This is a genomic window from Pontiella sulfatireligans, from assembly GCF_900890705.1.
GTDB classification, from domain to species: domain Bacteria; phylum Verrucomicrobiota; class Kiritimatiellia; order Kiritimatiellales; family Pontiellaceae; genus Pontiella; species Pontiella sulfatireligans.
In genome coordinates, this window is record NZ_CAAHFH010000001.1 from 1,467,076 (window position 1) to 1,492,285 (window position 25,210).

The window sequence follows — 25,210 nt, forward strand, 5'->3', positions numbered from 1 at the left end:
ACTATTGCTCATCATTATCCAACGCACGCATTCCTTCGAAAGGACCCCAGGTCATGCGCTGATCGTAATCCTTCAGCTTTTTATAATGATCCGGATCATAGTCCGGATTGACTTTCGGCATACGTGCGCCGACCTGATCAAAATAGCGCATCATCTCATTGAACAACTGCTTATGCTGCTCCGGATTTTTCTTTGCAATATTTGAGACTTCCCCATCTTCGGCACTCAAATCGAACAGCATAGGAATGTCCGGTCTTTCGTAAAAATGCATCACCTTTTTTGAACCGCTGACGATCGCCGAACTCGGCATCGTTGAACGGTAGTGTGGATTGTGAAAATAAAGATAGCGGTTCAGGAAGGCGCTGTCCGGTTTTTTACCGCGCAGGTAACCGGCCAAACTGACGCCGTCAATATCCTTCAGGCTCTCCGGATTTCCGCCGGCCCAGTCGACAAACGTGGGCAGGAAATCATAGTTGATGACATTCGCATCGAACACGGCACCAGCCTTAATGTCCGGGCCCTTAACAAGCATTGGTATGCGAAGACCGCCCTGCCAGACCCACCACTTGGCACCGTGCATCGGTTGCGCCTGCCCGGGGAAAAATTTGTGTCGATAGCCGTTATCCGAAGCCACAATCACATAGGTGTTATCCTCAATACCCAGCTTTTTGAGCTCATCGAGCACCGCACCGATACGACCGTCCAGATCATCCAGCATACCCAGCCAGACCGCCGGATCCTGCTTATAATTGACGGTATCCGCCGTCTTTTTTGTTTTCTTATAATAGGCCTGCACCTCCGGTAAATTTACATATTTCTCGCGCGTTGCCGGCAGACATTCATGAAAGGCATGGTTCGCATAATGGGAAACCTGCAGATAGAACGGATTTCCGTCCTTTACCTGGTCGCGCATAAAGTTGATCGACTTCTCTGTGATGCTGAACATGAGTTTGGGGTCGGAATGATCCTCCGGCATGCGCTTGAGCTTCGCAATGGTGCTTCCGGGCACATTATCCGTATCGCCATCATTCACCACATAACCTTCCGCCCCGGGGTCGCTGTACATATGCCATTTCCCCAAATGAGCGCTGACGTAGCCGAGCGGCTTCAGCGCCTCGGGAATGGTAAACGCATCGGCATCGATCGATATATCCGAAGTATTCGGTATCAACGGCAGCTTTTCATACGTCTTCCGCGTGTCGTAATCAGAATCAGGCTGATTCTTACCCAGGACGAGGGTATAGCCGCTTCGAGCCGACGTCTTCCCGGTCTGGATGCATACCCGCGACGGAGCGCACTGTGGTGCACCGGCATACGCATTCCTGAATTTCATCCCTTGTGCCGCCAGCTTTTCCAGATTCGGCATATGCGCCAAGGGCATCTGCGAATTGGACATTGCGTCATCCATTCGCACGGAACTGCCGTACCACGCCCAATCGTCGATCAACAGCAGCACAATATTGGGACGTTCACTTTTGCCTTCTACCTGACCCAAAGCAGCACATGACAGGACAAGGATAATCACCTTAAACAATTTCATTTTCATCTATTTATTCCCCAATTCATCAAGTGCTTCTTTGTAAAGTGTAACTGCCGAAGGCATGCCGCCGTTTTTTCGTATCAGTTTATCACAGATATCAAACCAGAGTTTGACTCGGAAAGGATGCAACTCCTCCGGTTCAACCTCACCAAAATATTTCTTAAACTCTACACCGGTCATCAGCTGTCTGCGAAGTCCATCGGCATTCAGTTTCCTGGAAGCCAGCAGTTTAATGCCCTCCGCCACTTCCTGTCGATTCGGTGCACGGCCCAACATTTCCAGATAGGCCGCCTTCACGACCGCAATCCCTTCCGGTTCGCCATAATCATGCATCTGATAGCCGTTCGCATCTTCCGGTGCAAACTGCGTGCGCAGCAAATGTTCAATGTGCCGTTTTGCCGGGACAAACTCCGGTTGCAGCGTGCAGTCTATGACGGAGGGCGCGTCGTAAAGAAAGGCGGCGGGATCGTCCGGGGGATTCGGGTGTTCTCCATATTCTGCCAGGCCGGAATAGGTGGCCTTACTGATGTTGCCGATGATTTTCCAGTCGGTAATCCCGTGCGCCACAATGCCATAGCCTCCGGCACCGCCATCGAGAATATTGCCGGTCACTTCCCCGCCCGTCAGAATGTTGCCGCGCCAATGCGGCACCCACACCACGCAACCCACCGGAAGCATCATATGGATACGGCCGCCGAAGGCATCGATCATGTTGTTGCGCACTTTCACTCCGCGATAACTGATCAAGGTTTTCTCTTCATTGAGTGCATAGAGCTGATATTTATCCACCATGTTTACGCCGCCCATGGATTCGCGGGAAATGGCGGCTACGACATTGTCTTCCACCACCGTTCCGGCCGCGGCATAGAGCACTACGCCAACATCCGTCGGATCAATAATGAGGTTGTTTCGAATCACTGAATTACTGGATGCACAAGAGATCGCATCCGCCCATGCGAAGGGTTCTTCATTCAGATCGCGGCCATTCCCCCGCGGATCAACCCCGGCACCGAGGAACAGATTATTCTCAGCCACCAGTTTTTCGGCGCCCTGCTGCATCTTCAGCGTCGACCAGGTTCGCGTATTCATAAAAACGCAATCGCGAACCGCCATGCCGTCGCCACCATGACCGCCAAAACGAACCAGCGCCGGTTGACCCCCGCCGCCGATTTTCGGTTTGGGCACCACCGAAATGTGATAGCGGTCCCCATCAAAAACAACCTTCTCAATCAAGCCCCCCTCGCAGGACGCATTGAGAATCATCATTTCCTCCGGGTTGACCAATCGCAGGGTGGCGTACTCAGAAGGAAACCGGGCGTTTTTGGTGTAAATCTTCTGACCCGGCTTTTTACAGGTCAGCGTTTGAGTAATTTCATACATCTTCCCCTTAGCCAGCACCAGGTCATCGCCCCGGTTCAGGACCGCCTGAAGATCATCGCCCGGATTTACCTCACGGGAAAAGGCGGGGTGACACGGCAATAAGAGGCAACCGAGGCCAACCATGATTAATCGTTTATTTATCAACATATTCAAATCCCAATCTACCATTACGCGGCGTCTATATGAATGAATCATACCGACATGAATCCTTGACTAGAAATCTTTTTTGCATATTGTTAACAATATAACAAGGTGGAATTGCCGGTCAGTTTAAGTGGAATCGCGATGAAGTTCTTTCAAGGCGGATATGCCCATTTGAGCAGAGTATTCAGATTTCATGAATGCGCGGCTGCACTTACAGTTTCCATCCGAGTTTCCGGATGCTTTCCGGCTCGCAATATTGGCGCACAACCTCATCCCCGTCGGGAAGAGCAATGGACAGCTTGATCCAAATGCCGACAGTCCGGCCTTCCTGTTCCATCCCTGGCAACGGATTGGACATCTCCCGAACGAGCTTGGTATTGACGATGGCGTATTGGCCCGTACCGACCACTTTGGTCGCGGCGGAATCGATAAGCGCCACCCAGCTGCGCCCTTTTTCGCAACGATCCTGCCACTCGTTTTCAGACGGACCGGAGTCGCCTGGACGGCGCGGCATCCGCTTCTCCTGCTGGTAGTAGACGCACCATTCCACTTGGATGTTTTCAAGCGGCGTGCCGGTTTGATTAGCCAAGCTGATTTGTTGAACCGTGTCCTGAAAGGTGGATATCCGAAACAACCGTTTCTCCCCAGACGCCCTGTTGGTGGCGTATTGATTTTCCTCTCGCTCGGTAACCTTGGGTTCGACCGCAATCGCAAATCGCTTCGAGAGCAACTCCTGCGCGTCGATCCATTGCTTGAGGTATTCCCGGTCGACCCCGCTGAAGATGGAGACTTTGACCTGCTTGCTGCGCCCGTTTTCAAGGCGCAGCTTTACGGTGCCGTACCTTGGATCGCATTCAAGCACTTTTGCCACAACGGCGCGGCCTTCCTGGTCATGGAACTGGTGATAGCCTTTGGGCAGGGTTTCAGCAGAATCGTCGGCCTCGGGTTTACCCTGGGCGACCGGAATTGTGGAATCGTATGCCAATGGCGCCGACAACCAATGCAGTACATTCAGGACAAACTGGGCGTTCTGTTCGGCCCCGTCGGCGTTCATGCCTGTTTTTCTGGCCTGTCCACCGGACACCTGCGCCGTAAACCCGGCGGCTTCGCCGAATACACACACCCGCCCCTTGCCATACTCCAGAGCTGCGCCCTGCAGCCACCCCTCCACCGGGACTTGGGGCGTAGTTTCGTCAAACTTCCATGCCTTCTGCGGCATTAGTGAATAGCACCCCTCGCCGAAGACCAGAAGCGGGGCGGCGGCGGGAGGCGCACTGAAAGCCTGCCCCGTGAAGGTCATAACATGGTCGATTCGTTCTGCAGGCTGGGAACCATTGGTTATTTCGTGATCCTGCAATGTAGCCGTTTCCCGGTCAAACTGCATGCCGCCGCTTTTCTCAAGGCCAAACGCGAAGCCATTATTAAACTGGAAGCCAAAGGTTTCGGCCAGATCCCGCGCGGCTCCCGCAAAGGGCATATGGTCGGCAATAAGCATCAACGATCCCCCCGCCTTAACCCACTCGTTGACAGCGACAATTTCAACGGCACTGAAGGCGGAAGGAGTTGGCAGCTTCCAGTTCCTGTCGTTGCTGGGATGCAGCGCATTGGCGACAACCAGAATATCGACGAAATCCAGCATCCCGCGAGAAAACGCTTCCGCGTTGGAACCAATACGGCAGCCATCCGCCCGCAACAACTCGGCGAATGGCTTATAGCGCTCCTCCGCCTTATGGAAATTAAAGTGGGCACCGTCTATGACCACAAAAGGGCCTTTGCCCTCGGTGTAGGTTGGCGCAGCTAACCGGGGTTTAAAATCCGGATCGCCCATCTGCTGGGCGCAGACACACGCGCTAAAGCCTATGATCGAGCTGAACAAAACAAAGAACCGCACACCTACCCCCTCAAACTAACGCGTTATTTTCCGCAAAACATTCGGATTGTACCACCCTTTGGCTCGGGCAATCAACTGAATGGCTTACTAGATCTTCTTTTCGTATTTTGAATCCTTAACCTTTTCGAGGATTTCAATCGGTGGTCGCCTAGGGTGACGGTGACTGGCTTAAGTTTCTGCAGGTTCATATATTGCCTTCACCACTGCTCGGCTTTTCGATGCCAAAGCTCTGAAGCGAAGCAATCGCCAAGGCTTTACAGCCACATATTTCATGAAAAACGGCGAGTTATAGGCAATAAAAAATGGTGCTACTTGCTCCCTCCATCATCGGGCCGCAGAGTTAAGCGACTGTGCATTATCCTAAAAAATGCAGTTGCCAAGTTTGCCGCAGATACGCGATTTGAGACCTGACGGCGTAGACGCCTACTCCGAGGGGCTCAAACCAAAGTAGATGCGGCAAAACCGGCAACCCGAAGGGGAGCGCATCGCATAATTTTCGCAGAAAACAGCGACGAAGGAGCGGTTCAATGAAGAAAACAAAAGTCACCCAAAGGGTTAAAATAAAAATCAAACGAAAGCACCATATCTATTGGGTAAATCACCGTTTTATTCATTTCTACTGCGTTTTATAGGATTATTGAACCGGACTGAAACGGATGGACTTGAGGCTGGAAGTTTTACAGTCGCCTTCAAGGCTCGATACGGAAACCTTGTATTTTCCAGGCTCAGGAAAATTAATCCAGCCAATGGGGAACTCCTGATAATTATGCGAGGAGTTCTGCTCGTTCTGAATATGCTCTCCGCCTTCAACATCAACCCCCCAAACCAGACGCCCCTCGCCTGAATAGGTCAGGCTGACGACGTAGTCGCCCGGCCGAAGCACATCGACATCAAATATCGCTTTGCCTTCAGGCGTCCAGTTATGGACATGGTGCACGCTCTTCCATTCGCCGAATTTTTCCATCCAGCGCTTATGGGACAGCTCAGCTCCGTCAACCGACGCAAACTCAGCAAGAATTTCGGTGCCGATATTCGGATCGATTCCAAAGGTTGCATCGACCCTGGGTGTGCCCGCCAGATCAATCTCGATAACAGAAACCAGCTTTTCCGGCGCAACCGGCGGAAGCTCCAATATAGTCCACCCATTCGACTCCGAAAATTCGAGCGGATTCGATTGATCTTTCTTTAATAAATTCGCGGCAATGATTTTGGTTTTCAGTCCGGGCAAATACAGTTTCCCCGCGGTCGGCCATTCGAAGACGGAGAGGTAGAGCTTGCTGCCCTTAACGGTGGCATCGCCCCACGGCAGGGCGTGTTCCCATGGCGAGGGTTCGGCGGCGTAGACCACTTGCGGATAGGTGCGGATCCACTCGCCAGATTCGCGCAGGGCGCGGGCGGCGCGCTCCGGCACGGAGCCATCGCCGCGCGGGCCAATGTTGAGCATATACGTTCCGCCACGGCCGACGCAGGCAATCAGGCGGCGCAGGATTTCCTTAGGCGTTTTCCAGTATTCGTCGTACCAGGCATAGGCCCAGGAATCGTTGGTGGTATCGACGGCTTCCCACATGCCCTTCACATTTTTATGCGGAACCTCCATATCGCCCAGCGACTGGTAGTCGCCCAGTCCATGTCCGGCACGACCGGAAACGAGTGCGTTGGGCTGGTTCTTGCGAACCACATCGACAAGCTGCTGCACATACTTCTTCGGCATCTTCCCGGGGGTGTCGAACCAGACCAGTTCAATCGGGCCATAGTTACTGGTAATCTCTTCAACCTGCGGGAGACATTTTTTTGTGAAATAGTCTTCGAACGTGGCCGGATTCCCATTTTCATCCACCGTAGGACCGCGGCCCCCACCGGGGAAGGTCCAGTCCTGATTGTGGGAATAGTAGAACCCGAAACCTAGCCCCTCCGCCCGGCAGGCGGCCGCCAGCTCCTTCATGGGATCCTTCTTCCATGGGGTGGAGTTCACTATATTGAAATCGCACGCCTTCGAGTCATACATCGCGAATCCGTCGTGGTGCTTGCTGGTGATTACGATGTATTTCATGCCGGCATCCTTGGCCAGCTTCGCAATAAATTTTGCGTCAAACTGCTGCGGATTAAAGGTTCCTGCCAGTTTTTTGTATTCCGGAATCGGAATGCCGGCCATACGCGGATTCATGATCCATTCTCCAATGCCGTAGTAGGTTTTATCGCCCACTTGATTGCCGAGCTGGGAATACAGCCCCCAATGGATAAACATGGCATAGTTTCCGTCGTTGAAAAGCTGGCCGCGCTCCGCATTCTCGGCCCGGAGCTTCACCGTGCTTTCGCCCCACATTTCATTCATGCCCTGCTCGGCGGCAACACCCTGCATGACCAATGCAGCCATTATGCCTGCGATCACTTTATTTTTCATAGTCAACCTCATCCTGTTACCCAGTTATGTTCTCAAAAAAACCAGTAAAGGCAAATGCGCCTGTTCCCTCTTAAGCTGCCATGGCGGTCCGTGTGCCAATGATCGCCCAGCCTTTGAACTTTACATCTCTCCTACTGCCTGACCTCTAGATTCTTTCCCTAAAAACAACCCATTATGCCCCGCATCGAAAATGGCACCATCCCCCAAATGCATGATGCCTGACAAAAAAGCATCTTTTCTGATGATGCCGCAATCCCATGTTTACAGAACTTGCTGAAAATCAGAACTCGCCATCAATTTTCCGCAACGGACATTGACAAACCACGCCGTTGTTCCCGAAGGCACGGCAGCGGCAGCCTTCCACCCGTCGCCATCCCGCTTCAGCTTTGCGGACGACTCTACCCACTTGCGGGAACCAGTGATGCCTGTATCGACCGTCGAAATCAACTCGGCGCCATCCAGCGGCTTTGAAGATGCAAAGGAAACCATGGCCGTTCCACCCTTGACCGCCGCGCTGGTTTGGTGGCACCACGGAGTGCCCGACCCAACGACGCTTTTTGCAAAGGCATAGCTGTCGGGCGGATTCCATCCGGCGCCGTGGCCATGCCGCATTCCGGGAATGAGCGACACCATGTGATCGCCCGTCATCGCGGCGTAACAGGAAGCCTGCTTATCCAGCGGAAAATGTTGGTCGCCCGGCCAAGAGAACCACAGCGCCGGCATCGTCGCCTTATCCAACCGAAGAATCGGATCCCAGACCTGTTTGTAAATTTCATTGTTTCCGAGCGCCCGGCCATACTGGTTTTCGGCCTCCGAAAGATTGCCGCAACCGTAGGTCGGGATCGCGAAGGCAAAACGATCGTCGATGCCCATCACCGTGCTGGTAATCACCCCGCCCCACGAGATGCCCATGAGGCCAACCTTGTCCGCATCCACTTCCGGCAACGAACGCAGCAGCGAATTGGCAAGGATGGTGTCCGCAACCGCGTGATACATCCACTGATCCTTCAGCGGCTCAGCCGAATCGCCATAAATGCCGGAGCGGCGTGGACCAGGCCACTCATGTTGCTTCCAAGACTTCCCCCGATCCGTCGAGTTCGGATCCTTTACATCCGTTTGCCCCTCCACCGCGATGGAGATGGCCGCGAAGCCTTGGTCGTTCCATTTTTCCACCCACTCCTTAAACGCCGATCCGCCGCCGCCATGCACCAGCACGATGCCGGGCACCTTCCCCGAACGGTTTGCGGGCAGCCCCAGCCAGGCGAATACCTTGGTCGGCTTTCCCTTCCAGTCGAGCGCATCGAAATAGATGGCCTTTAAATGATCCGTTGATTCAAAACCGGCGGCATCCCGAACATCGGGAGCTTCCGTAAGCTTCCCCAACGCCAGCACCTCGTTGCATTCAGTCGAGTAATCGCCTGAATAAACACCTTGCGCAATATTAATGGCCGCAAAGAAGCTCACGAGGCACAAGACTCCACGTATTTTCTGTCGTTGTGCTTTTTGCGCTATTTTGTGGCGACCTCCTCTGCCGAACGGATGCCGTATCATTTTGAGTTCCTGAGTTTGGAAAAGCAGCTCGCCGGCGGTTCCGTCGGCAGGGTCTTTTTCCACGCCTTCAATTGCAGGATGAGCTTTTCGACGGTTTCAGGATGTGCCGCTGAAACATCGGTGGTTTCCGCCCAGTCATCATCAATGTTATAAAGCTCCGCCTTGCCCAGCTTTTCATTGTAGAGCAGCTTCCATTTGCCCTCGCGGATGCCCAGGTTCGGCCAAACCTCGGGATGCTTGCGTGCAGGCGCCCACTCCCAGAAAACGGGTTTGCTGCGTGTGAATCCCTCGCCTTTCAGCGCCGCGACCATGCTTTGGCCGTCCGGCTGGTAGCCTTTTGGAAGATCCTGCCCGGCAATTTCCATGAAGGTCGGCAGCAGATCAACCGCAGTGATCACGGAATTGCGGTCGGTTTTCCCGGCGGGAACCACGCCCGGCCAGCGGGCAAGGAACGGCACACGGATTCCGCCCGCATAAAGCGACCGCTTCTGTCCTTTCAGGTTCCCTTTTTCGCCAACTGAATAATATGAACCCAGCCCGGGACCGGTGGATGTATCATCCGTCTCTTTTTTAGTCCCCGTCCATTCGGGACCATTGTCAGAAGAAAAAACAACCAGCGTCTTTTCATCCAACCCGAGCTCCTTCAGCGTATCAAGAACCAGACCAACGCCGGCATCGCCCTCGGCGACTACAGCCGCATAAACCTGCTTTTGCTCATCCAGGGTTTCAAACTGTTTCAGATACTGCGCCAACGGATAATGCGGCGTGTGCGTTTCGTGAAGCCACAGGTTGATAAAGAAAGGCTGGCCCTTATGGCGCTTGATAAAATCGACTGCGCGCGGGCAGGCGGCACTCGTCTTCATTTGCTCGGGCGCTTCGTTCGGCAGATTGAATGCTCCGAATTCGTCGTAGCCATAGACCGGAGGCATCGGGCCGTCCGGAATATGGTCGTTGCACAGATGCCATTTGCCGAAGTGTGCAGTGGCATAACCCGCTTCCTTCAGCATGCGCGGAAGCATTGGCGCTTTGGGGTCGAGCCAATCCGGCATGCCGGCTTTGATGTGGTGTTCGGTGGATGCAAAATGCTGGTGCACGGAATGCCGCGCCGGAAACTGCCCCGTCACCACCGCCGTGCGGCTCGGAGAACAGACAGGGTGGTTGACCGTAAAGTTCTGGAAGTCGATCCCCTCCTTCGCCATTTGGTCGAGCCGCGGCGTCTTGCAAAACGTGCTGCCGTGAATCCCCAGATCGCCATAGCCCCAGTCATCCGCAAAGATGAAAATGATGTTGGGCTTGTCTGCTTTGGCGACAGAAACAATAGCCACAAAGAGGCATAAGAAACACAAGACTTTTGACTTTTGACCTACCAACCTTCGACCGCGGCGAAGCCGCCTTATTTTTCCAACCATTGGATTCTCCCTTCCCGTTTTTCCAGATCAACTGCCACAATGGCATGTTCGAATTCTCGTTTAAACTTCCAGCCTTTGGAAATTGCATCGCCTTTAGGGGCTCCGAGCTTTTTACTGTATTCCAGGTAGTCTACCAAATGACCGTCTTCAATGCCATAGCCCCAGCCATAACAGAAATAGCTATTCTCCCGCGCACCGATCAGATAGCAGGCCAGCGGATAGGTCATCTTCTTCCGGGCAATCGCTTCCTTTTCAGCCGGACTCTTGGCCATGAACTCCTTGTTGAGCCAATTGATGTCATGATCCGGCCACCCCTTGTAGAGCACAATCTTTCCCGCCCTCGAAGATGAATCCGACATTGAACTGATCAGTCAGTTCGGAACATCCGCGATTGCCCTGCGCAGCCTGCAGGATATGAGCACCCGCAGCGTGCCCGACCTCGTCCTGCTCGACCTGCGCCTGCCCGGCATGGATGGCCTCGACTCCCTGCCCTGTTTTAAATCCACCCTGCCCGACGCAAAGGTTATGATTCTCACCCAGTCGGATGACGAAGCCGACGTACTGCGCGCCATTTCCCGCGGCGCTTCCGGCTACCTGCTCAAATCATCGACCCTCGACCAGATCACCGAAGGCATCCGCTCCATCATGGTCGAAAGGGTCAGAGTACCAGAGTGAGCGCAAGTGATATTCCTCGAAAGGGTCACTCGAAAGGGTCAGTCCCGTAATCTAGTAATCCAGCCATAATTACGTTATTACGGGACTGATCCTTTCTTTATAAACTTCATTATTTATTTTTCCTTTTAGTTTCGAACTCAATCGCGATCACCGTTGCAATAGGATCGGGACAGGGCTGGGGAACCGCAAACCGAACTTCCATGCCGGAGCGGACAAACTCCAGCGATTTCTCCGGCTGTTCCAACAGATATATGCGCTTGATCTTACGGCCCGACATCTGCTCCAGGCGCATATTAAAGCGATCGCGTGGCCACTCGAAAATGTGCAGGAAAACTTTATCGTCACCTTTGGTGGTCAAACGCCCCCAAGGCATCATACCAATCGGGCTGTGCGATGTACCGTAGACCGCCTCGCCATTGACTTTCAACCAACGCCCCATTGCGTTCAGCCCATCAACACTGGGCTGAGGAATGGTCCCATCCGCCTTCGGTCCAATATTCAGGGTCAGGTTGCCGCCGCGGGAGGCAACCTCGATCAGGGTGCGGATCAGTTCACGATCCGATTTCCAACTATTGTCGTCCTTGCGGTAGCCCCAGGTGTTGTTCATGGTCAGCACGGTTTCCCAGAAATCGCCTACCTTGATGTTCGAAGTTGGCACGGACGGTATATTCTGTTCGGGGGTAACATAGTCGCCAATTATTGTACGCGGAAAATCACTACTGATTCGGTCGTTCACGATGGTAGAAGGGCTGATCTCTTTAATATAGTCATAGATTTCCTTGCCCATTTCAGGTTTCCACCACTCTTCCCAGAATCCGTCGAACCAAATCATCGGGATCATTCCATACTCACCGCCAAGAAGTTCCTTCAATTGCGGTTTCATGTAGGTCTGCACATAGCGGTTGAAGTCCTGCTTCGCGTCCCTATTGCGATAGCTCACGTCCGGGTGGTGCCAGTCCAAAACGGAATAATAGAGACAGAGCTGGATGTCGTGTTTTTTACAGGCCTTGGAAAGCGCCTTGATGACGTCCTGCCCATCCGGTGTCCGATCCACAACATCATAGTCTGTGGTTGGCGAATCCCACAGACAGAATCCATCGTGGTGCTTGGTGGTAATGAGCATGTATTTCATGCCCGCGTCCTTCGCCAGCGTCACCCACGCATCCGCGTCGAACTTTACCGGATCAAACTGCTCGGCAAATTGTTCATATTCCTCTGTCGGAATATTGCCGCGCTTCATGATCCATTCGCCAATGCCGTCCACTTTCTTCCCGTGGTATTCTCCAGCAGGAACCGAATAGAGCCCCCAGTGAATGAACATGCCGAACCGCGACTCACTAAACCATTCGAGCGTCTGCTGCTTTTCAGCAGACAACTCTTGCGGGTAGTCGATTTTTCCGGACTCTCCTCCATTCGCCAGCGACACCATAACCGCGCAAAGCATAACCCCTCTCATTGTTGGTTTCATTCCACTCTCCTGCTAGTTGATTCGTTTCTGTCAAATCTTCTGTTCGTGTCGAAAGGGTCCGTCGAAAGGGTCCGTCCCGTAATCTAGTAATCTAGCTATAATTACGTTATTACGGGACTGACCCTTTCTTCAAAAAACATCATTTCATAGGTCTGACCCCTTGCTATGGACAATGGGTGGACAAACACCGGTTTCGGCATGGCATAGTAAAGGTTTCATTAGCAGCTCCATGTTGACACAGTCGTTAATAGCTGTAAGCGATCCGGGCCGAAAATTCAAACCCAAAGGGGACGACCCAAGGGGCCGGGAACTGAAAAACCTGTTAACCATTAAGAAACTTGAAGATTCGGAATTATACTTTGGACAAAATCCGAGTTAGAAGTCTTGGCAGACTGAAAAAGGTTTAAGGATGATAGACAAACGTAGCGGAGAGGATAAAACTTAAGGCCCCAGCAACGATTCAACGGGCTGAAACATTAGAAAACAGGCTGGTTCGGGAAGAAATTTAGACGGCATTTCAATAAGGGGGCAACGGGGCCAGAAGCAAAAAACATCATTTCATAGGTCTGACCCCTTGCCAGACGCCGGATATGGTGGAGAAGGAACTGCTCATGTACTTCATCGCCTACAACGCCGCCCGCTGGATGATTTGCAAGGCAGCCGGCACGAGCGGTGCCGACCCCATGCGGATCAGCTTTAAGGGCGCGCTTCAGGAACTCAGAAACTGGGAAGGGCAGCTCAATCACCCCAGGACTACCCAGCAAGACAAGCGGAAGTTGATTGCCGAGTTGTACCGGGGAATTGCCCTCAAAACCGTACCGCTCAGGCCCAACCGAAAAGAACCCCGCTGCCTCAAACGCAGGCCCAAGCCCTATCAACTTTTGACCGAACATCGAAGTACCATGAAAGAGACGAAGCACCGCAGTAAATATCGTGTCAAAGCGGCTTAACTAAGTGCCATTCCTGACCCTTTCTTCTGACCCTTTCTTCGTCATCTTGCCTGCCCATTGTGGAACACGATTTCCAGCAATGGAACCTCCCAATCATCCGGGCAGTTTTTCTCGGGCTCGCGGTCGAGCATTTCCTTTCGCCAACTAATGACGGAAGAAACCCGCGCCTCCTTGATGAACTGGAGACGATCCTTCCATTTCTCGGAGGCACTATTCGATAGGGCCCCAACTCGGTGCCCCGTGTCATCCGTGATAAAGATTCGATCACCGTCTTCTTTTTTCTCAAGCCGGACCAACGCGCCCGGACAAAGTTGCGCGACGCGCTGGCGAATGCCCCCGGAGAGCGCGGGATACGCAATCCAAGCACTGGAAAGATCCATCATCGCGTAGTTTAAATTTAGCGATTCCGCGGGGGGGGCTGAAAACACATCCGCTTGCGCCCGCGCGACGCCCCGCCCCGTCAACACGGCGGTATATGGATTTAGAACGCGCTCCAGCTCGCACAAGATTAGTGTTTTTCGCGCGCGCGTCGTTCCCACATAATACAATCGCCGTTCCTCTTCGAGCGCGGCGGCGTCCCGCGGTTTTTCCCAGCCTCCAAGAAGGATGACATGGTCGAACTCGAGTCCCTTCGCGGAATGAACGGTCGATAGGTAAACGTGGTCGTCCGCCACGCGCTCCCGCTGCCGTTCTTGCAGCGCCTCATACAAAAAGTCCACCACTTCAATCGGAGTTCGATCATTGTTGTTGGTCTCATGCTCCCATTCCCGGAGCAGCCCAGCCATCAACTGGCACCACGGATTGTTTTCTTCATAGCAATCCATCGCCTGGAATTCCTTTTGGAGACGGGTGGCCATAATGGTTTGCTGGTCCAACCCTTTAACCAATGTGATAAGGGCCAGCGGCTCACGCATCCGATGGAGCGGCACGTTGTTTTTCCCTTCCGCCGCCATGACGGAAGGAATTCCCGCGTATTCGAGCGCGGCCCGGATGGAGTGCAGCTCCTTCTTCGTGCGAGCGAACACGGCGACGCCGCCGCCATCGCGCCGGAACCGCGTGATCTCGCTCAGGACATACCGCGCCTGATGCAACGGATCCTCGCACCGCGTGATTTGGACCAGTTTCCCCGCGGGGTCGGAGCGCCGAGCCGCGTTGATTTGGATTGGATGATCCGTCTTCATCCGATCGTTGTTCAGCGCGATGAGTTGGTTCGAAACGGAAATGATATGTTCCGTCGACCGATAGTTTTCGATCAAATAGTGCGCCCGCGCGGTATAATCCTTTTCGAATTGCCGGATGAATTGAATGTTCGCGCCGCGGAATGTATATACGTTCTGATCATCATCCCCCACCGCGAGGATCGAAAGCTTGGCGTCTTCATTCTCGGACTCCAGCGCGCGCCCTGCGATGGCTGAGATCATCTCATATTGGGGCTCGTCGATATCCTGATATTCATCGATCAGAATATGGCGATAGCCCGCGAGCAGACGCTCGCGCATTTCATCGCGCTCAAGGCCGGGAATATCGCATTCGCCCCGCAGCATCTTGGTGGCTTCAGGAATCATGGCGTTCAAATCCAGCTCCTCGGCCTTGCCGTCAAGCCGGGTCGCGTAGGACGCCCCGATCAACCGCATCGCCAACCCATGATAAGTCTGTACGGTCACACGGGACGCCTCTTTGCCCACCAGATCTCGAATTCGTTGCCGCAGGCTGATCGCAGCGGAACGGTTGAAACAGACTACCAGAATCTCACGTGGCCGCACCCGCTCCACCCGGAGTAGATATGCGCATCGATGCGCGATCACCCGCGTTTTTCCAGAACCCGGCCCCGCGAGTACGAGCATATTGATATTCGTTCGCGCGGAGACCACCGCGGCCTGAACCGGGTTGTTTAAATCATCGACGATCGTCTGATAGGATTCCGCGCTGGTGGCGCGGTTCAGCATCTCCTTCTCGCCCGCGAAATATTTCTTCACGAACTCCGTTTTGCTCATCGTGAAATAGGCCGACACCAGCCCCAGCGCGGTCGTTATTTTCTCGAGGCCGAGGCTGGCATATCGATTCATGACATGAATCTGGAAGTTGCGCTCCCTGTAGTGCTCTTTGAGCGAGGAATAGTCGCCCTCCGTGAAACGCCGCCCTTTACTTTCGGGAAGAATCGCGATGGTCATGGCCTGTCTAAATACGGCTAAACCCTGCTGAAGAATGATGGCCTTCTGTTCATGCAGGAAAAGCAACCCCCGCTCTATCGCGGCGTTGAAATCCTTAATCTGGGCCGCCAGAAGCATATCGCTTTTCAATTCATTTAGCAGATCGCTCTCGCTAAACTCCACCAAATGCTCGCCGCTGGATTTAGGAGGAACTTTTTTAATGATGGCGCCCAACACAATCGCCGCGACAGCATGTCGTTTTTCAGAGGTTTCCGATAGCGCCTCCCACGAGCGTTGGAGCTTCACGCGGTAATGCTCCTTATCCCGATACTTCAAATCAATGCTTCCACGGTTCCCCGCGAGGCCCTTTCCATCCAGCGCCAGACTTCGCAGCAGGTTGATGATGGTTTCCGGCGCGCATGCGAATCCTTCATCATGCAGGCGCTGGTTCAACCGCCGCAGGCCAAGCAAAATCCAGCCCTCCGCATCCGGTTCCTCCTCGCGCATCACCGCCAGCATCGCGGCTTCCAACGCTCGAATATCCGCTAGCACCTTTTCCGCAGCGTTCGCGCAGCGGACTTTCACGTAGGCGCTCATCAGCGTATCTTTCTTAACCAGCTGGGCGTTCACCATATCATTCAGGATCTTCATGATCGGCAGCGTGTCGTGCCGCAGCGTGCGATAGGCCGGAGTGTCCTCCGCCACCGCCATGGACGGCAGTTCCGCCAGCTCATCCGCGCTAAGCCCCTCGTTCGGGTTGCTGTTGAAGATCGCCCCCAAAACCTCCAGCCATTGTCGACGGACCCGATCCGAAAGGTCGAGCTTGGCGATCATATCGACCGCGTCCTCCACCGAACGCACCAACGGCTGAACCTGCAGCACGCTCGTTCTATTGTCATCGCGCCGAACAAATCGCCCCCGCTCCAACATGGAAACGGCGGTGTTGATTTTCGTGGAGGCCATGGGATCCAATGAAGTGAATCCCGCGTCCACCTCCTCGTCCCGCAAAATTTCGCCCGCGGTAATGATCACCTCGTTTTTATCATCCCGCCTCGCCCGCCGCAGCCCGCGTAGAATCTGCGCGATGTCATGCCGGGTCAGCCGGGAAAAGGCACTCATCGCGAACTGAGATTCCACATCCTGCTTATCATACAGAAGAACGCACATGGCCTGCGAGCGGTCCCGACCCGCGCGACCCGCCTCCTGTTGATAGTTTTCCAGCGACCCGGGAATATCGGCGTGAATCACCAAGCGGACGTTGTCCTTATCAATCCCCATGCCAAATGCGTTCGTCGCGCAAATGTGCTGAATATTCCCCGCGATGAACTCTTCCTGAATCCGGCGCTTCTGCGGAGCCTCCAATCCCGCGTGGAACGCCTCCGCCGACAAGCCCGCTTGGCGCAGCCACGCCGCCATCTCTTCCGTGCCCTTGCGGGTTGCGCTATAAACCACTGAGGCGCCATCCCCCTCGTTTGGAAGGCGCTCCCGCAGCAACTCAACCACCCTTGCCCGCTTTTCCGCAGAATTCACCACCTCGACATCAAACTGAAGATTAACCCGTTCCGCGCCGCCATCAAATAGGTTCAGCTTCTGCGACAACTCCGTCTCGAAATGTTTTAATATTTCCTCCACCACATCCTGTTTCGCCGTGGCCGTGAAACACGCGACCGGAGGGCATGGAACCGCCTGCTCCGCGGAGAGCTCGCGAATAAAGCGCGAGGCGTACAAATAGTCTGGACGAAATGAATGGCCCCAGCGCGACAAGCAATGCGCCTCGTCAAAAATCCAGCACCCAATCTCGCGTTGTTTAATCACCTTGCGAAACGAGCCATTCCGCAACTGCTCCGGAGAAACATATAGAAGCGCGACATCCCCCATCCGAATCCGCTCCATCACGTCCCCGCGCTCGGGAGGCGTCAGCATGCCATAGAGGGCCGCCGCGAAGGAAGACTCCGTAATGCGGTTCAGATTATCCACTTGGTCCTTCATCAACGCCTGCAACGGTGAGATCACGATCGACAGCACGCCCATCCGCCGACTCCGAACCAACGCCGGCAATTGAAAGCACAACGACTTCCCGCCCCCCGTCGGCAAGATCGCCAGTAGAGGCTCATCATTCATGCCCGTTCGAACAATCGACTCCTGCAGGCTTCCTCCATCCGGAGCGGCCGGTTGCGCCCTGAAGTCATCAAAACCAAAGAAGCGCTTCAACTGCGTCTGCGGATTATGGTTCGCCTGACAATAGGAACAGGAGGGATCCCCGCAACTCTTGTCCCGCAAACGACGCGCCATCGCCACCACCTCGGGGAAACGATGCCGAACCCACGGCGGCAAAATCGAATTCGAACCCGCGACCCGAAGCCAGGCAAACACATAGGCCGCTGGCGTTTTCAACACGGAGTAGGTGGGTTCATTCTGGAGGGCGACGCTCCGTCGGAGCCATTTCCTTAGACCCGATGGCTCGGACAGAGCCTCGCCCTCCACGGAAACGAATTCCAAGGCAATCGACTCCGCCGCGGTCTGACACCCAAACTCTGCGGCCCGAACGCGGAAGAAGGTTGAAGCATCCCGGTCCGACAAAGGTGCCACACCCAACGCCTGAAACAACGGCAGCATCGCCTCGGAAAAAGACCACGCGTAAAACTGGACCAACTCCAGATCGCCGTCCATCAATTCCAGAAAAACAGCGCGCTGATCCTCAAACAACTTTCCCGCGTTCCGCGCATCGCTTACCGGATCATTCAACGCCGTGTTCAGCAACTTATCATCCTTCACCAAGTGGTGATACGGATTTTGCGGAAACGTGATCGGCGACAGGAAAAGGGTGTCGATTACCGGCAACGAATGAAGGTGTAGATCGGGATATTGCTTTCGCAGGATCGGCAAATCATGATCCAAAATATTATGGCCCAGCACATACTTCGCATCGCGTCCCAACCCATCCAACGCCCGCGACACATCAGCCGAGGAAAAGCGTCCCTTAAGAAAGCACTCCTCCCCCCCACATACCGCCCCAACCTTCAGCACCTTTCCATCCGGAGAGGTTTCTAGATCCAGAAGGAGGCTATTTTTTAGAATGTTATCTGCTGCATTCATATACAAATATCAAAGGATCGACCCCTTATGCGCATAGAGCGCGATGCCTATACTCCCATGATTTAAACTCTGCCATTAGCTCTCCTCACCTTCTGAGTCCTGATCTGTCAATTCACTAATATCTTCCGGACGAATCAGAGCATTTCCTCCTATGAATTCTTCCACTGGATGAATATTATCAAGGCCCTTCCAATAATTAGCAGGCACATGCTCCAGTACAATCATCTGAAAACCGGGGCCACCATTCTTCAGCATTTTATCCATGAACGAATCAAGGAGCTCGAATGCTTTGCGTATCTTCTCATCATCGCCAGTTTTCAGCACACCCTCTCCCTTGCCTTCACCTGTATCACCCCAGTAGGGCCTGCTTGGTTGGTCAATGATCAGGAAAGGTGGAATAAATGGAACATCCTTCGATTTCACAAGCTCATGGAGCCCAAGGAAAAGAAAGAGGTGTAGGAATAGATGATTTGAGCTACTGCCAACGGAATCAACATAGTCTGTAAAAGGTTTCCGCAGGGAAAGGACCTTTTCTTTGTAATCGAATTGCGGATGATAACTTTTGTAGTTTTCAAGAGCATCACCAGCCAGGTTAATATACTCCTGCATTATTTCTTCCAGTAGCCTGACGGTCATGCCCCTCTGCTCTGCAACATCCCTGACTGTTATCTGCTTCAGGTCTTCAGTCACAGAATCTATCGTGGCCTTAATATCGACATCAGGGTTACTCGCCGAAGCCGTATATAAATCGAGCTGTGCCGCTAGCTTGCCCATAAAAAAATGTTTTTCTCGATCTGTATTAAATGCCCGAAGCTCTTGAGCAGAGATTGCTAAATCTTTTTGAATACGACCAATCTTACTATTCTCTTCTGCAATAAGATCGTTGAGATTCTTTTCTATGGCCGTGCGCTTCTTCACATCTTCCTTGATATCCAGAAGATCTGTTTCTAATGCATTTACCAGCTCTGAAAAGATGGAGGTTTGGACAATTTCACTTTTCTTATTCTGGATATAAGCGAGAGGTCGCAGGCTATCTACACTTTTTGTAAGTGCATCTTTATATTTCCGGTATCCCTGATTTAAGCGCTCAAGATTTCGGATCGTTAGTCGAGCCTGATTTTCTGACTGCTTCAGAGTATCAACATCAGTCGATGGCCGTTGAAGAAGTGATCCGGAGAACTCCTTGATAACATGGCGCAACTCATCCAGCGAAGCGTCTACATCCAAACCATCAGGTATCAGTTCATACTCTTTAGCCCGTTTGATGAGTTCATCGACCTCTCGCTCAAATTCAATTCTCTTTTCAGCATAGCGAGCACCCCTACGCTCCTGCCTTTTCAATTCCTTTTCTAGCTCAGCCTTCTTCTCTCTGGATATAATGTTTTCTATAGTATCGACCCCAATCGCAAGGTCAAAAATACGTTCAAGAGCTTCCCGATACCGTCCACTATTCTGCTTATCAAAAAATACAGCACTGTTAATAATTATGTCTTGGGAAAGCGTGTTGAACATAAGAAAATAGCGAAAGGAAAACTTTGATCCCGCCCTGAGATAACGGCCGCCAAATGGAACCGCTACTTTGCTGTCTATGCTAAACTCAGCCTCTAGCAGGTTTTTTATGGTTCCCTCATCGCTGTTGATATCAGGAACTTCAGGAATAGCACCTGTTGATGAAAAGTGGTAGTTAATCAAAGCCTATTGATTTATCGGCGGCAGATACACTTTCAGCAAACGGTTTCGGACTGCTCATCTATTATTCCTCAATCGTCGGCTTCTGAAAAAAAGGGAGCGGTCCTTTGATATTGGTTCGCGTCGTTTTTCAATTCTATTTCTCATTATCTAAGTCCTTCAAAAATTCCCGGTAAAGCGTTCCAGATGCTCCGCCAAATTCTCTTTGCTCGGTCTATATCTCACGCTCTTCGGCAAATGTATTTCCTGCCCTTCAAACTGCTGGATGGAATAGGTGCTGGTGACGGGTTCGGTCATGCGGTTGGAAACGATGACGCGGTAGTTGTCGGGGTCAGTAGATTTCATTTTCGACATTCCTTCAAAAGCCGCTCCAACATTCCGCCGGGCGTGGTATGCGGCACAAAAATCTCATCCGCATGCTCAATCACAAAACGGTTCCGTTGCTCTGCAGCCGCCAGATCCCCATCTTTATTGCGCATCTCCAGAATCAACAGGCGGTTCTGCTCCAGCGCCTCCAGTACGCTCGGCATGCTTGCCGCTCCTTCAATTCCCCACGCCGGACAAGCAATCACCCGTTTTTTCTGTTCCAGCAACCAATCGAACATCTCCTTTTCCTTCGGCGAATGCCACCCTCCGAAATACACTGCCGCCTCCGGCATGCGCCCGATGCGCGGCGCATTACGACTACACAGCACCCCGAGTTTTTCCGCATTCCACAGCGCCGGATTGCCCATACCCCGCAGACCGTTGCTAAAACTCTGCACACACTTCCACGGATTCATCCGGATATATTCCGCGATCTTCTGTTCCGCCTCCGCCGAACGCACAATCATTTCATAATAATTCCGATGCCATATCCGCCCCGAAAAGGAAGCGAGGCCGACCTCGCCCCTACGTACGGGCGACATCCGCGTCGCCCCTTTGGCCTCTTTTTCCGTCCCACTCGCCCCACTTGCCGCCCGCCGTAATTCACGCGATACCGCCGATTTGAATCCGCCGATGATATCGCCCAATCGTAACCCGCCGCCATCCATTTGAATTAACGCATGGAAATGATCCGGCATAATCACCCATTCTTTCCACCGCGCGTCCGGAACCTTTTCTTCCGTAATCCGCAGACGCTCCGCAACAATCTGTTTCGCCATCTCCGTCGCGAAAATATTCCCCGCCTCCCGATGCGCGCAAAGCGTCACAAAATACACCCCGCCGCCGGCATAATCATGCCCCTTCAGCCGAATGCTCCGACGGTGATGCAGCTCTGGATTATATTGGTTCACTCCCATGTGTCCTGATTCTCGTTTTCCCGACATCCCTTTAAAAATTCCCGACAAAGCGCTCTAGGTGCGCGGTCAGGTTCTCTTTACTCGGGTGGTATTTTTCGCTCTTCGGCAAATTGATTTCCAGGCCTTGGAACTGCTGGATGGAATAAGTGCTGGTGACGGGTTCGGTCATGCGGGTGGAGACGATGACGCGATAGGTATCGGGATTGATGGCGATAAGGCCGCGGTCGAAGGCGCGGTGCAGAGTTGGGCAAAGCGCGAGACCATTGGTGATGGTATCGTCGTGCGACTGGCTGAAGGGGACGATGTGGCATGCGTCGATCAGCGATGCGTTGATGCTGGTTTCAACTTTCAGACCGGAAATGCAGCAGGTGTTATCATAGATCCGCGGCACCTGTTTTTTAAATACCCCGCCCCGAACGAACACCTCTTCTTCATAGCTGGCCGCATCGAGGGATTCCTGCAGGGATTTTATCTGCGCCTGATATTCAACGGATGATTCCGCAAGGATCTGATCACTTACCTGATCCCAATAACTCACCCCGTTCGAGAGCGATGCATCCGGGAAATAGGTTTTCAGCAAGGTCTGTCGCAATACCTCCCGCTCCACGGGCGAGACCATTAAAGCAAATAGCTCCGGATCCAATTCAACATGACTGATGGTTTTTTGAAGCATCCCGATAGTTTTACAACTGCTCGTTGCCGCGCTCCATCCTTTGAACCCTGGATACTCAACATGATGCCAGAACTTCTCACCTTTTAGATGAAAGAACGGCTGGGCGATCAGCGGCGAGTGCCCCGTCGTCACCACCTCCTGCCAGATTGATTTAAATGCCCCGACCAGCTCCGGCGTCAGTTCAATGCGGTTCCCCGAAATCCAACCCTCATCCATTCCCCGCATTACCGCCAGCAACAGCACTGGCTTATGCGGTGCAGGCCCATACTTAGTCACCCCCTGCCGAAGGTGTGTGAGCTTAGAAAAGGGGTCAGTCCTATGAAATGATGTTTTCCGCATTTTCCCCACCTGTGAAACCAGCAACCTTCAGCCAGCTCCGCAGGTGCGTCGCTTCCGGTTGCCCATCCCTGATTTCTTTATGCCGAGTCTTACAATACAACTCCATATCACCTTGTTCCAACCCCTCCAGACCTTAAATGTAAGGAAAATATCGCAAACAGTGCCGCACAGCAAGCCATAACACTTATAATACGTATCGGCTTACCAGTGTTTAGTGGTATAATTTACTAGTTCCGTGCGCACGGGGAGAGCGCAAGTGCAAGGTATAAGGGGAAAGTGCGAATTATAGGATGGAAATTCATCCCTGTTTTTTTGCATGAAGCGCAGGTGAGGCTATTGCGTGACGAGTTCTTGGGTCTGGCGGTTTGATGAACCATAGCTGACGATGCCGACGTCGAGACCTGAATCTTTGTGAACGTCCAGGGCGCACCGAAGCGCCCCGATGATCCAGCTCGTTTCATTGCCAAAGGCGCCGCCTCCCAGCAGGGTCAGGAATACCTGGTTGCTGCCACCCCATCAAGGGGTTGCATACTCCGGTGGCGTCGGTGCTGCCACCAGCCCATCGGATCCGCCAGGAACCCGTCCGATAGACACATATTCAAACTCCCGCACGACGTAAAATTTATCGGTTGGTATCCGCACATCCTTACCGGCATTTGCCAGATAGGCATCACAGTCATATACCGGCTCATTCAGCAAATCGCACAGCTCGGTAATATGAAGAGGATAATCGCCCCACCCCGACTGATCATCAATCAGCCCACCCGTTCCACCTTCGCCTTCGATGATGGCGGCAATAAACTGGGAGTTATAGACTTCCGGAGCCCACTGCCCCGGGTTATCCGGATCTTCTGGAAGCCCTTCATCAAAGGTCATATAGATGTCTGTATTCCACGAAACCGGTGCATACGGGATGTCCCAAGGGAGGTCTTTCAATACAATCCTGCTATCAGTAGAGGAGACGATGGTCAGCAGCCCTGCGTCTTCCATCTGCTGCGCACACCACAACGCCCGTGTATTTTGAGCATATTTAACCGCAATGGCAAACTTGTCGCCGTCACCCAACGGATTAGCGCAGCTTCCCTCGGCAAACAAATAGCCCAACAACCGGGCGCGAGTGCGCATGTCTACCGACGTGTTGTAAACCATGATCGTGATGTTACCCGTAAAGGATGAGTTGTCCGAAAGATCTACCATCTCAACTTGAATCTGATGTTCACCGTCGGCAAGTCCCGTTGTATCATAAGACATTTCATAGGGTTCAGATTCATCGAGCGTCTGAAAAACATCATCTACATAAAGAGCAACATGTTTCACCTCGACATCCTCTGCGGCAGCCGCGGCCACCACAATGGTGCCGCGCACAAAATCAAATTCCTCAGGCGAGGTCATCGTTATCACCGCAGGTGCATTATCCACAACGACCGTGATATTAGAAGTGAACGCAAAATTATCAGCCAAATCAATCGCTTTGACTTTGATTAAATGCGCTCCGTCGGAGAGCGCCGTTGTATCATAATCGAATTGATACGGGGCCCCGTGGTCCGTCTCAACCCAACCATCATCAATATAAAACCCAACCTGCTTTATCCCGCTCGCATCGGAAGCGCTCGCTTCCACCGAAATGGTTCCGCTCACCGTATCCTGATCGACGGGAGAAGTCAGCGAAACGGTCGGAGGTGCATTATCCACAACGACCGTGTTATCCACAATCACCGTGATGTTGGAAGTCACCGTATAGTTATCAGCGTTATCAACCGCTCGGACTTTGATTAGATGCGATCCGTCGGGAAGCGCCGTTGTATCATAATCGAATTGATACGGGGCTCCCTGGTCCGTTACAACCCAGCCATCATCAATATAAAGCCCGACCTTCTTTATCCCGCTCGCATCAGAAGCGCTCGCTTCCACCGAAATGGTTCCTCCAACCGTATCCTGATCGGCCGGAGAAGTCAGCGAAACCGTCGGAGGTGTGATATCCACATCGGGCACGGCATTTGTTTCTGCAATAACCTGATAAAAAGCCTGCGGTTCAGACAACCCGTTCGTGACAACCATAATGCCGTCAACCCCCGGAATATTCTCCGCAATATTGCTCCATGAGTTTTCCGTCAGATCCAAACTTTTCTGAAGCGTGTACTTGGCCGATGAATCGCCCACCCAATTCACCACGACAGCGTCAAGCTCCTCTGGAGCATCCACCGCGCCGCCCAGTTCTATGTTGGCCACAACCGATGCAACACTCGTGGCGAAGGTATGCAGAACCAAACCAAGCAACATCGATGCAACGACCACACCCAATATTCTTCTCAAATATTTACCCATTACCTTATCTCTTTAGTTCCTTCCATTCTCACTATCCATTTTGCGTTCCTTAGCGAGCCACCCTTAATCCGCTCCGACGGAGCAGGTTTAACCAGCGAATTTATAAAACCTACGAATCTTTTTTCGGCATCCCATTCGTAGATTTCATTCATTCGTTGGTAAACCTATTAAACTGCGGTTCTGCTGCGCAGCCGCGTTAGGCATCTACTATGCTTCCTGCCGGCAGGAGCCACTTTCCAACCTTTA

The 25,210-nt window shown here is 52.9% G+C and carries 16 protein-coding genes; 2 read left to right on the forward strand and 14 right to left on the reverse strand.

The genetic code is table 11. The features are described 5' to 3' along the window. Nucleotide 1: 1 nt before the first annotated feature. The 7 genes from SCARR_RS05005 to SCARR_RS05035 all read right to left on the reverse strand — a co-directional run bounded on the left by SCARR_RS05005 (nt 2) and on the right by SCARR_RS05035 (nt 10,675). On the reverse strand, nt 2-1,546 hold the full coding sequence (locus tag SCARR_RS05005) for a sulfatase-like hydrolase/transferase (RefSeq protein WP_136060414.1): 1,545 nt from the start codon (nt 1,544-1,546) through the stop codon (nt 2-4). Further along, complete coding sequence (locus SCARR_RS05010; RefSeq protein ID WP_168433008.1) at nt 1,547-3,067, reverse strand: right-handed parallel beta-helix repeat-containing protein; 1,521 nt, start codon at nt 3,065-3,067, stop codon at nt 1,547-1,549. A gap of 208 nt (nt 3,068-3,275) precedes the next feature. Then, nucleotides 3,276-4,955 (reverse strand): hypothetical protein, encoded by a 1,680-nt coding sequence (locus SCARR_RS05015; protein WP_136060416.1) that lies wholly within the window; start codon nt 4,953-4,955, stop codon nt 3,276-3,278. Between the two features lie 634 nt (nt 4,956-5,589). Next, nucleotides 5,590-7,329 carry an alpha-L-fucosidase gene (locus SCARR_RS05020; RefSeq protein WP_407984804.1) on the reverse strand — a complete coding sequence of 580 codons (1,740 nt, stop codon included), beginning with the start codon at nt 7,327-7,329 and terminating at the stop codon, nt 5,590-5,592. A gap of 288 nt (nt 7,330-7,617) precedes the next feature. After that, nucleotides 7,618-8,820: an alpha/beta hydrolase family protein gene (locus tag SCARR_RS05025; RefSeq protein ID WP_222846182.1), complete on the reverse strand. Its 1,203-nt coding sequence runs from the start codon at nt 8,818-8,820 to the stop codon at nt 7,618-7,620. 83 nt (nt 8,821-8,903) lie between these two features. Beyond that, complete coding sequence (locus tag SCARR_RS05030; RefSeq protein WP_222846183.1) at nt 8,904-10,232, reverse strand: sulfatase family protein; 1,329 nt, start codon at nt 10,230-10,232, stop codon at nt 8,904-8,906. A gap of 68 nt (nt 10,233-10,300) precedes the next feature. Next, nucleotides 10,301-10,675, reverse strand: a complete 375-nt coding sequence (locus tag SCARR_RS05035) for a putative glycoside hydrolase (RefSeq protein WP_136060418.1) — start codon at nt 10,673-10,675, stop codon at nt 10,301-10,303. A 7-nt stretch (nt 10,676-10,682) separates the two neighbouring features. Here SCARR_RS05035 and SCARR_RS05040 point away from each other — a divergent pair, with 7 nt between their 5' ends. After that, the gene (locus tag SCARR_RS05040) at nt 10,683-10,991 is read left to right on the forward strand and encodes a response regulator (RefSeq protein WP_342803683.1); all 309 of its coding nucleotides are present in this window, start codon (nt 10,683-10,685) and stop codon (nt 10,989-10,991) included. Nucleotides 10,992-11,100: 109 nt separating this feature from the next. Here SCARR_RS05040 and SCARR_RS05045 read toward each other — a convergent pair whose 3' ends face one another. After that, the gene (locus SCARR_RS05045; protein ID WP_136060420.1) at nt 11,101-12,459 is read right to left on the reverse strand and encodes an alpha-L-fucosidase; all 1,359 of its coding nucleotides are present in this window, start codon (nt 12,457-12,459) and stop codon (nt 11,101-11,103) included. Between the two features lie 611 nt (nt 12,460-13,070). Between SCARR_RS05045 and SCARR_RS05050 the strand changes: the two genes are divergently transcribed. After that, complete coding sequence (locus tag SCARR_RS05050; RefSeq protein ID WP_136060421.1) at nt 13,071-13,409, forward strand: hypothetical protein; 339 nt, start codon at nt 13,071-13,073, stop codon at nt 13,407-13,409. 41 nt (nt 13,410-13,450) lie between these two features. Here the strand turns inward: SCARR_RS05050 and SCARR_RS05055 are convergent, their stop codons facing one another. The 6 genes from SCARR_RS05055 to SCARR_RS05080 all read right to left on the reverse strand — a co-directional run bounded on the left by SCARR_RS05055 (nt 13,451) and on the right by SCARR_RS05080 (nt 24,964). Beyond that, on the reverse strand, nt 13,451-18,655 hold the full coding sequence (locus tag SCARR_RS05055; RefSeq protein ID WP_136060422.1) for a RecQ family ATP-dependent DNA helicase: 5,205 nt from the start codon (nt 18,653-18,655) through the stop codon (nt 13,451-13,453). 75 nt (nt 18,656-18,730) lie between these two features. Next, nucleotides 18,731-20,347 (reverse strand): DUF3732 domain-containing protein, encoded by a 1,617-nt coding sequence (locus tag SCARR_RS05060; RefSeq protein ID WP_136060423.1) that lies wholly within the window; start codon nt 20,345-20,347, stop codon nt 18,731-18,733. Between the two features lie 156 nt (nt 20,348-20,503). Next, a complete protein-coding gene (locus SCARR_RS05065) occupies nt 20,504-20,689 on the reverse strand; it encodes a hypothetical protein (protein WP_136060424.1) in 186 nt (61 codons plus the stop codon). After that, nucleotides 20,686-21,627: a transposase gene (locus tag SCARR_RS05070; RefSeq protein ID WP_168433009.1), complete on the reverse strand. Its 942-nt coding sequence runs from the start codon at nt 21,625-21,627 to the stop codon at nt 20,686-20,688. The genes SCARR_RS05065 and SCARR_RS05070 overlap by 4 nt, the downstream gene beginning before the upstream one ends. A 31-nt stretch (nt 21,628-21,658) precedes the next feature. Then, entirely contained in the window at nt 21,659-22,516 is an 858-nt protein-coding gene (locus SCARR_RS05075; protein ID WP_168433010.1) for an HNH endonuclease, read from the reverse strand. Between the two features lie 639 nt (nt 22,517-23,155). After that, nucleotides 23,156-24,964: an Ig-like domain-containing protein gene (locus SCARR_RS05080; protein ID WP_136060427.1), complete on the reverse strand. Its 1,809-nt coding sequence runs from the start codon at nt 24,962-24,964 to the stop codon at nt 23,156-23,158. Between the last annotated feature and the right edge of the window lie 246 nt (nt 24,965-25,210).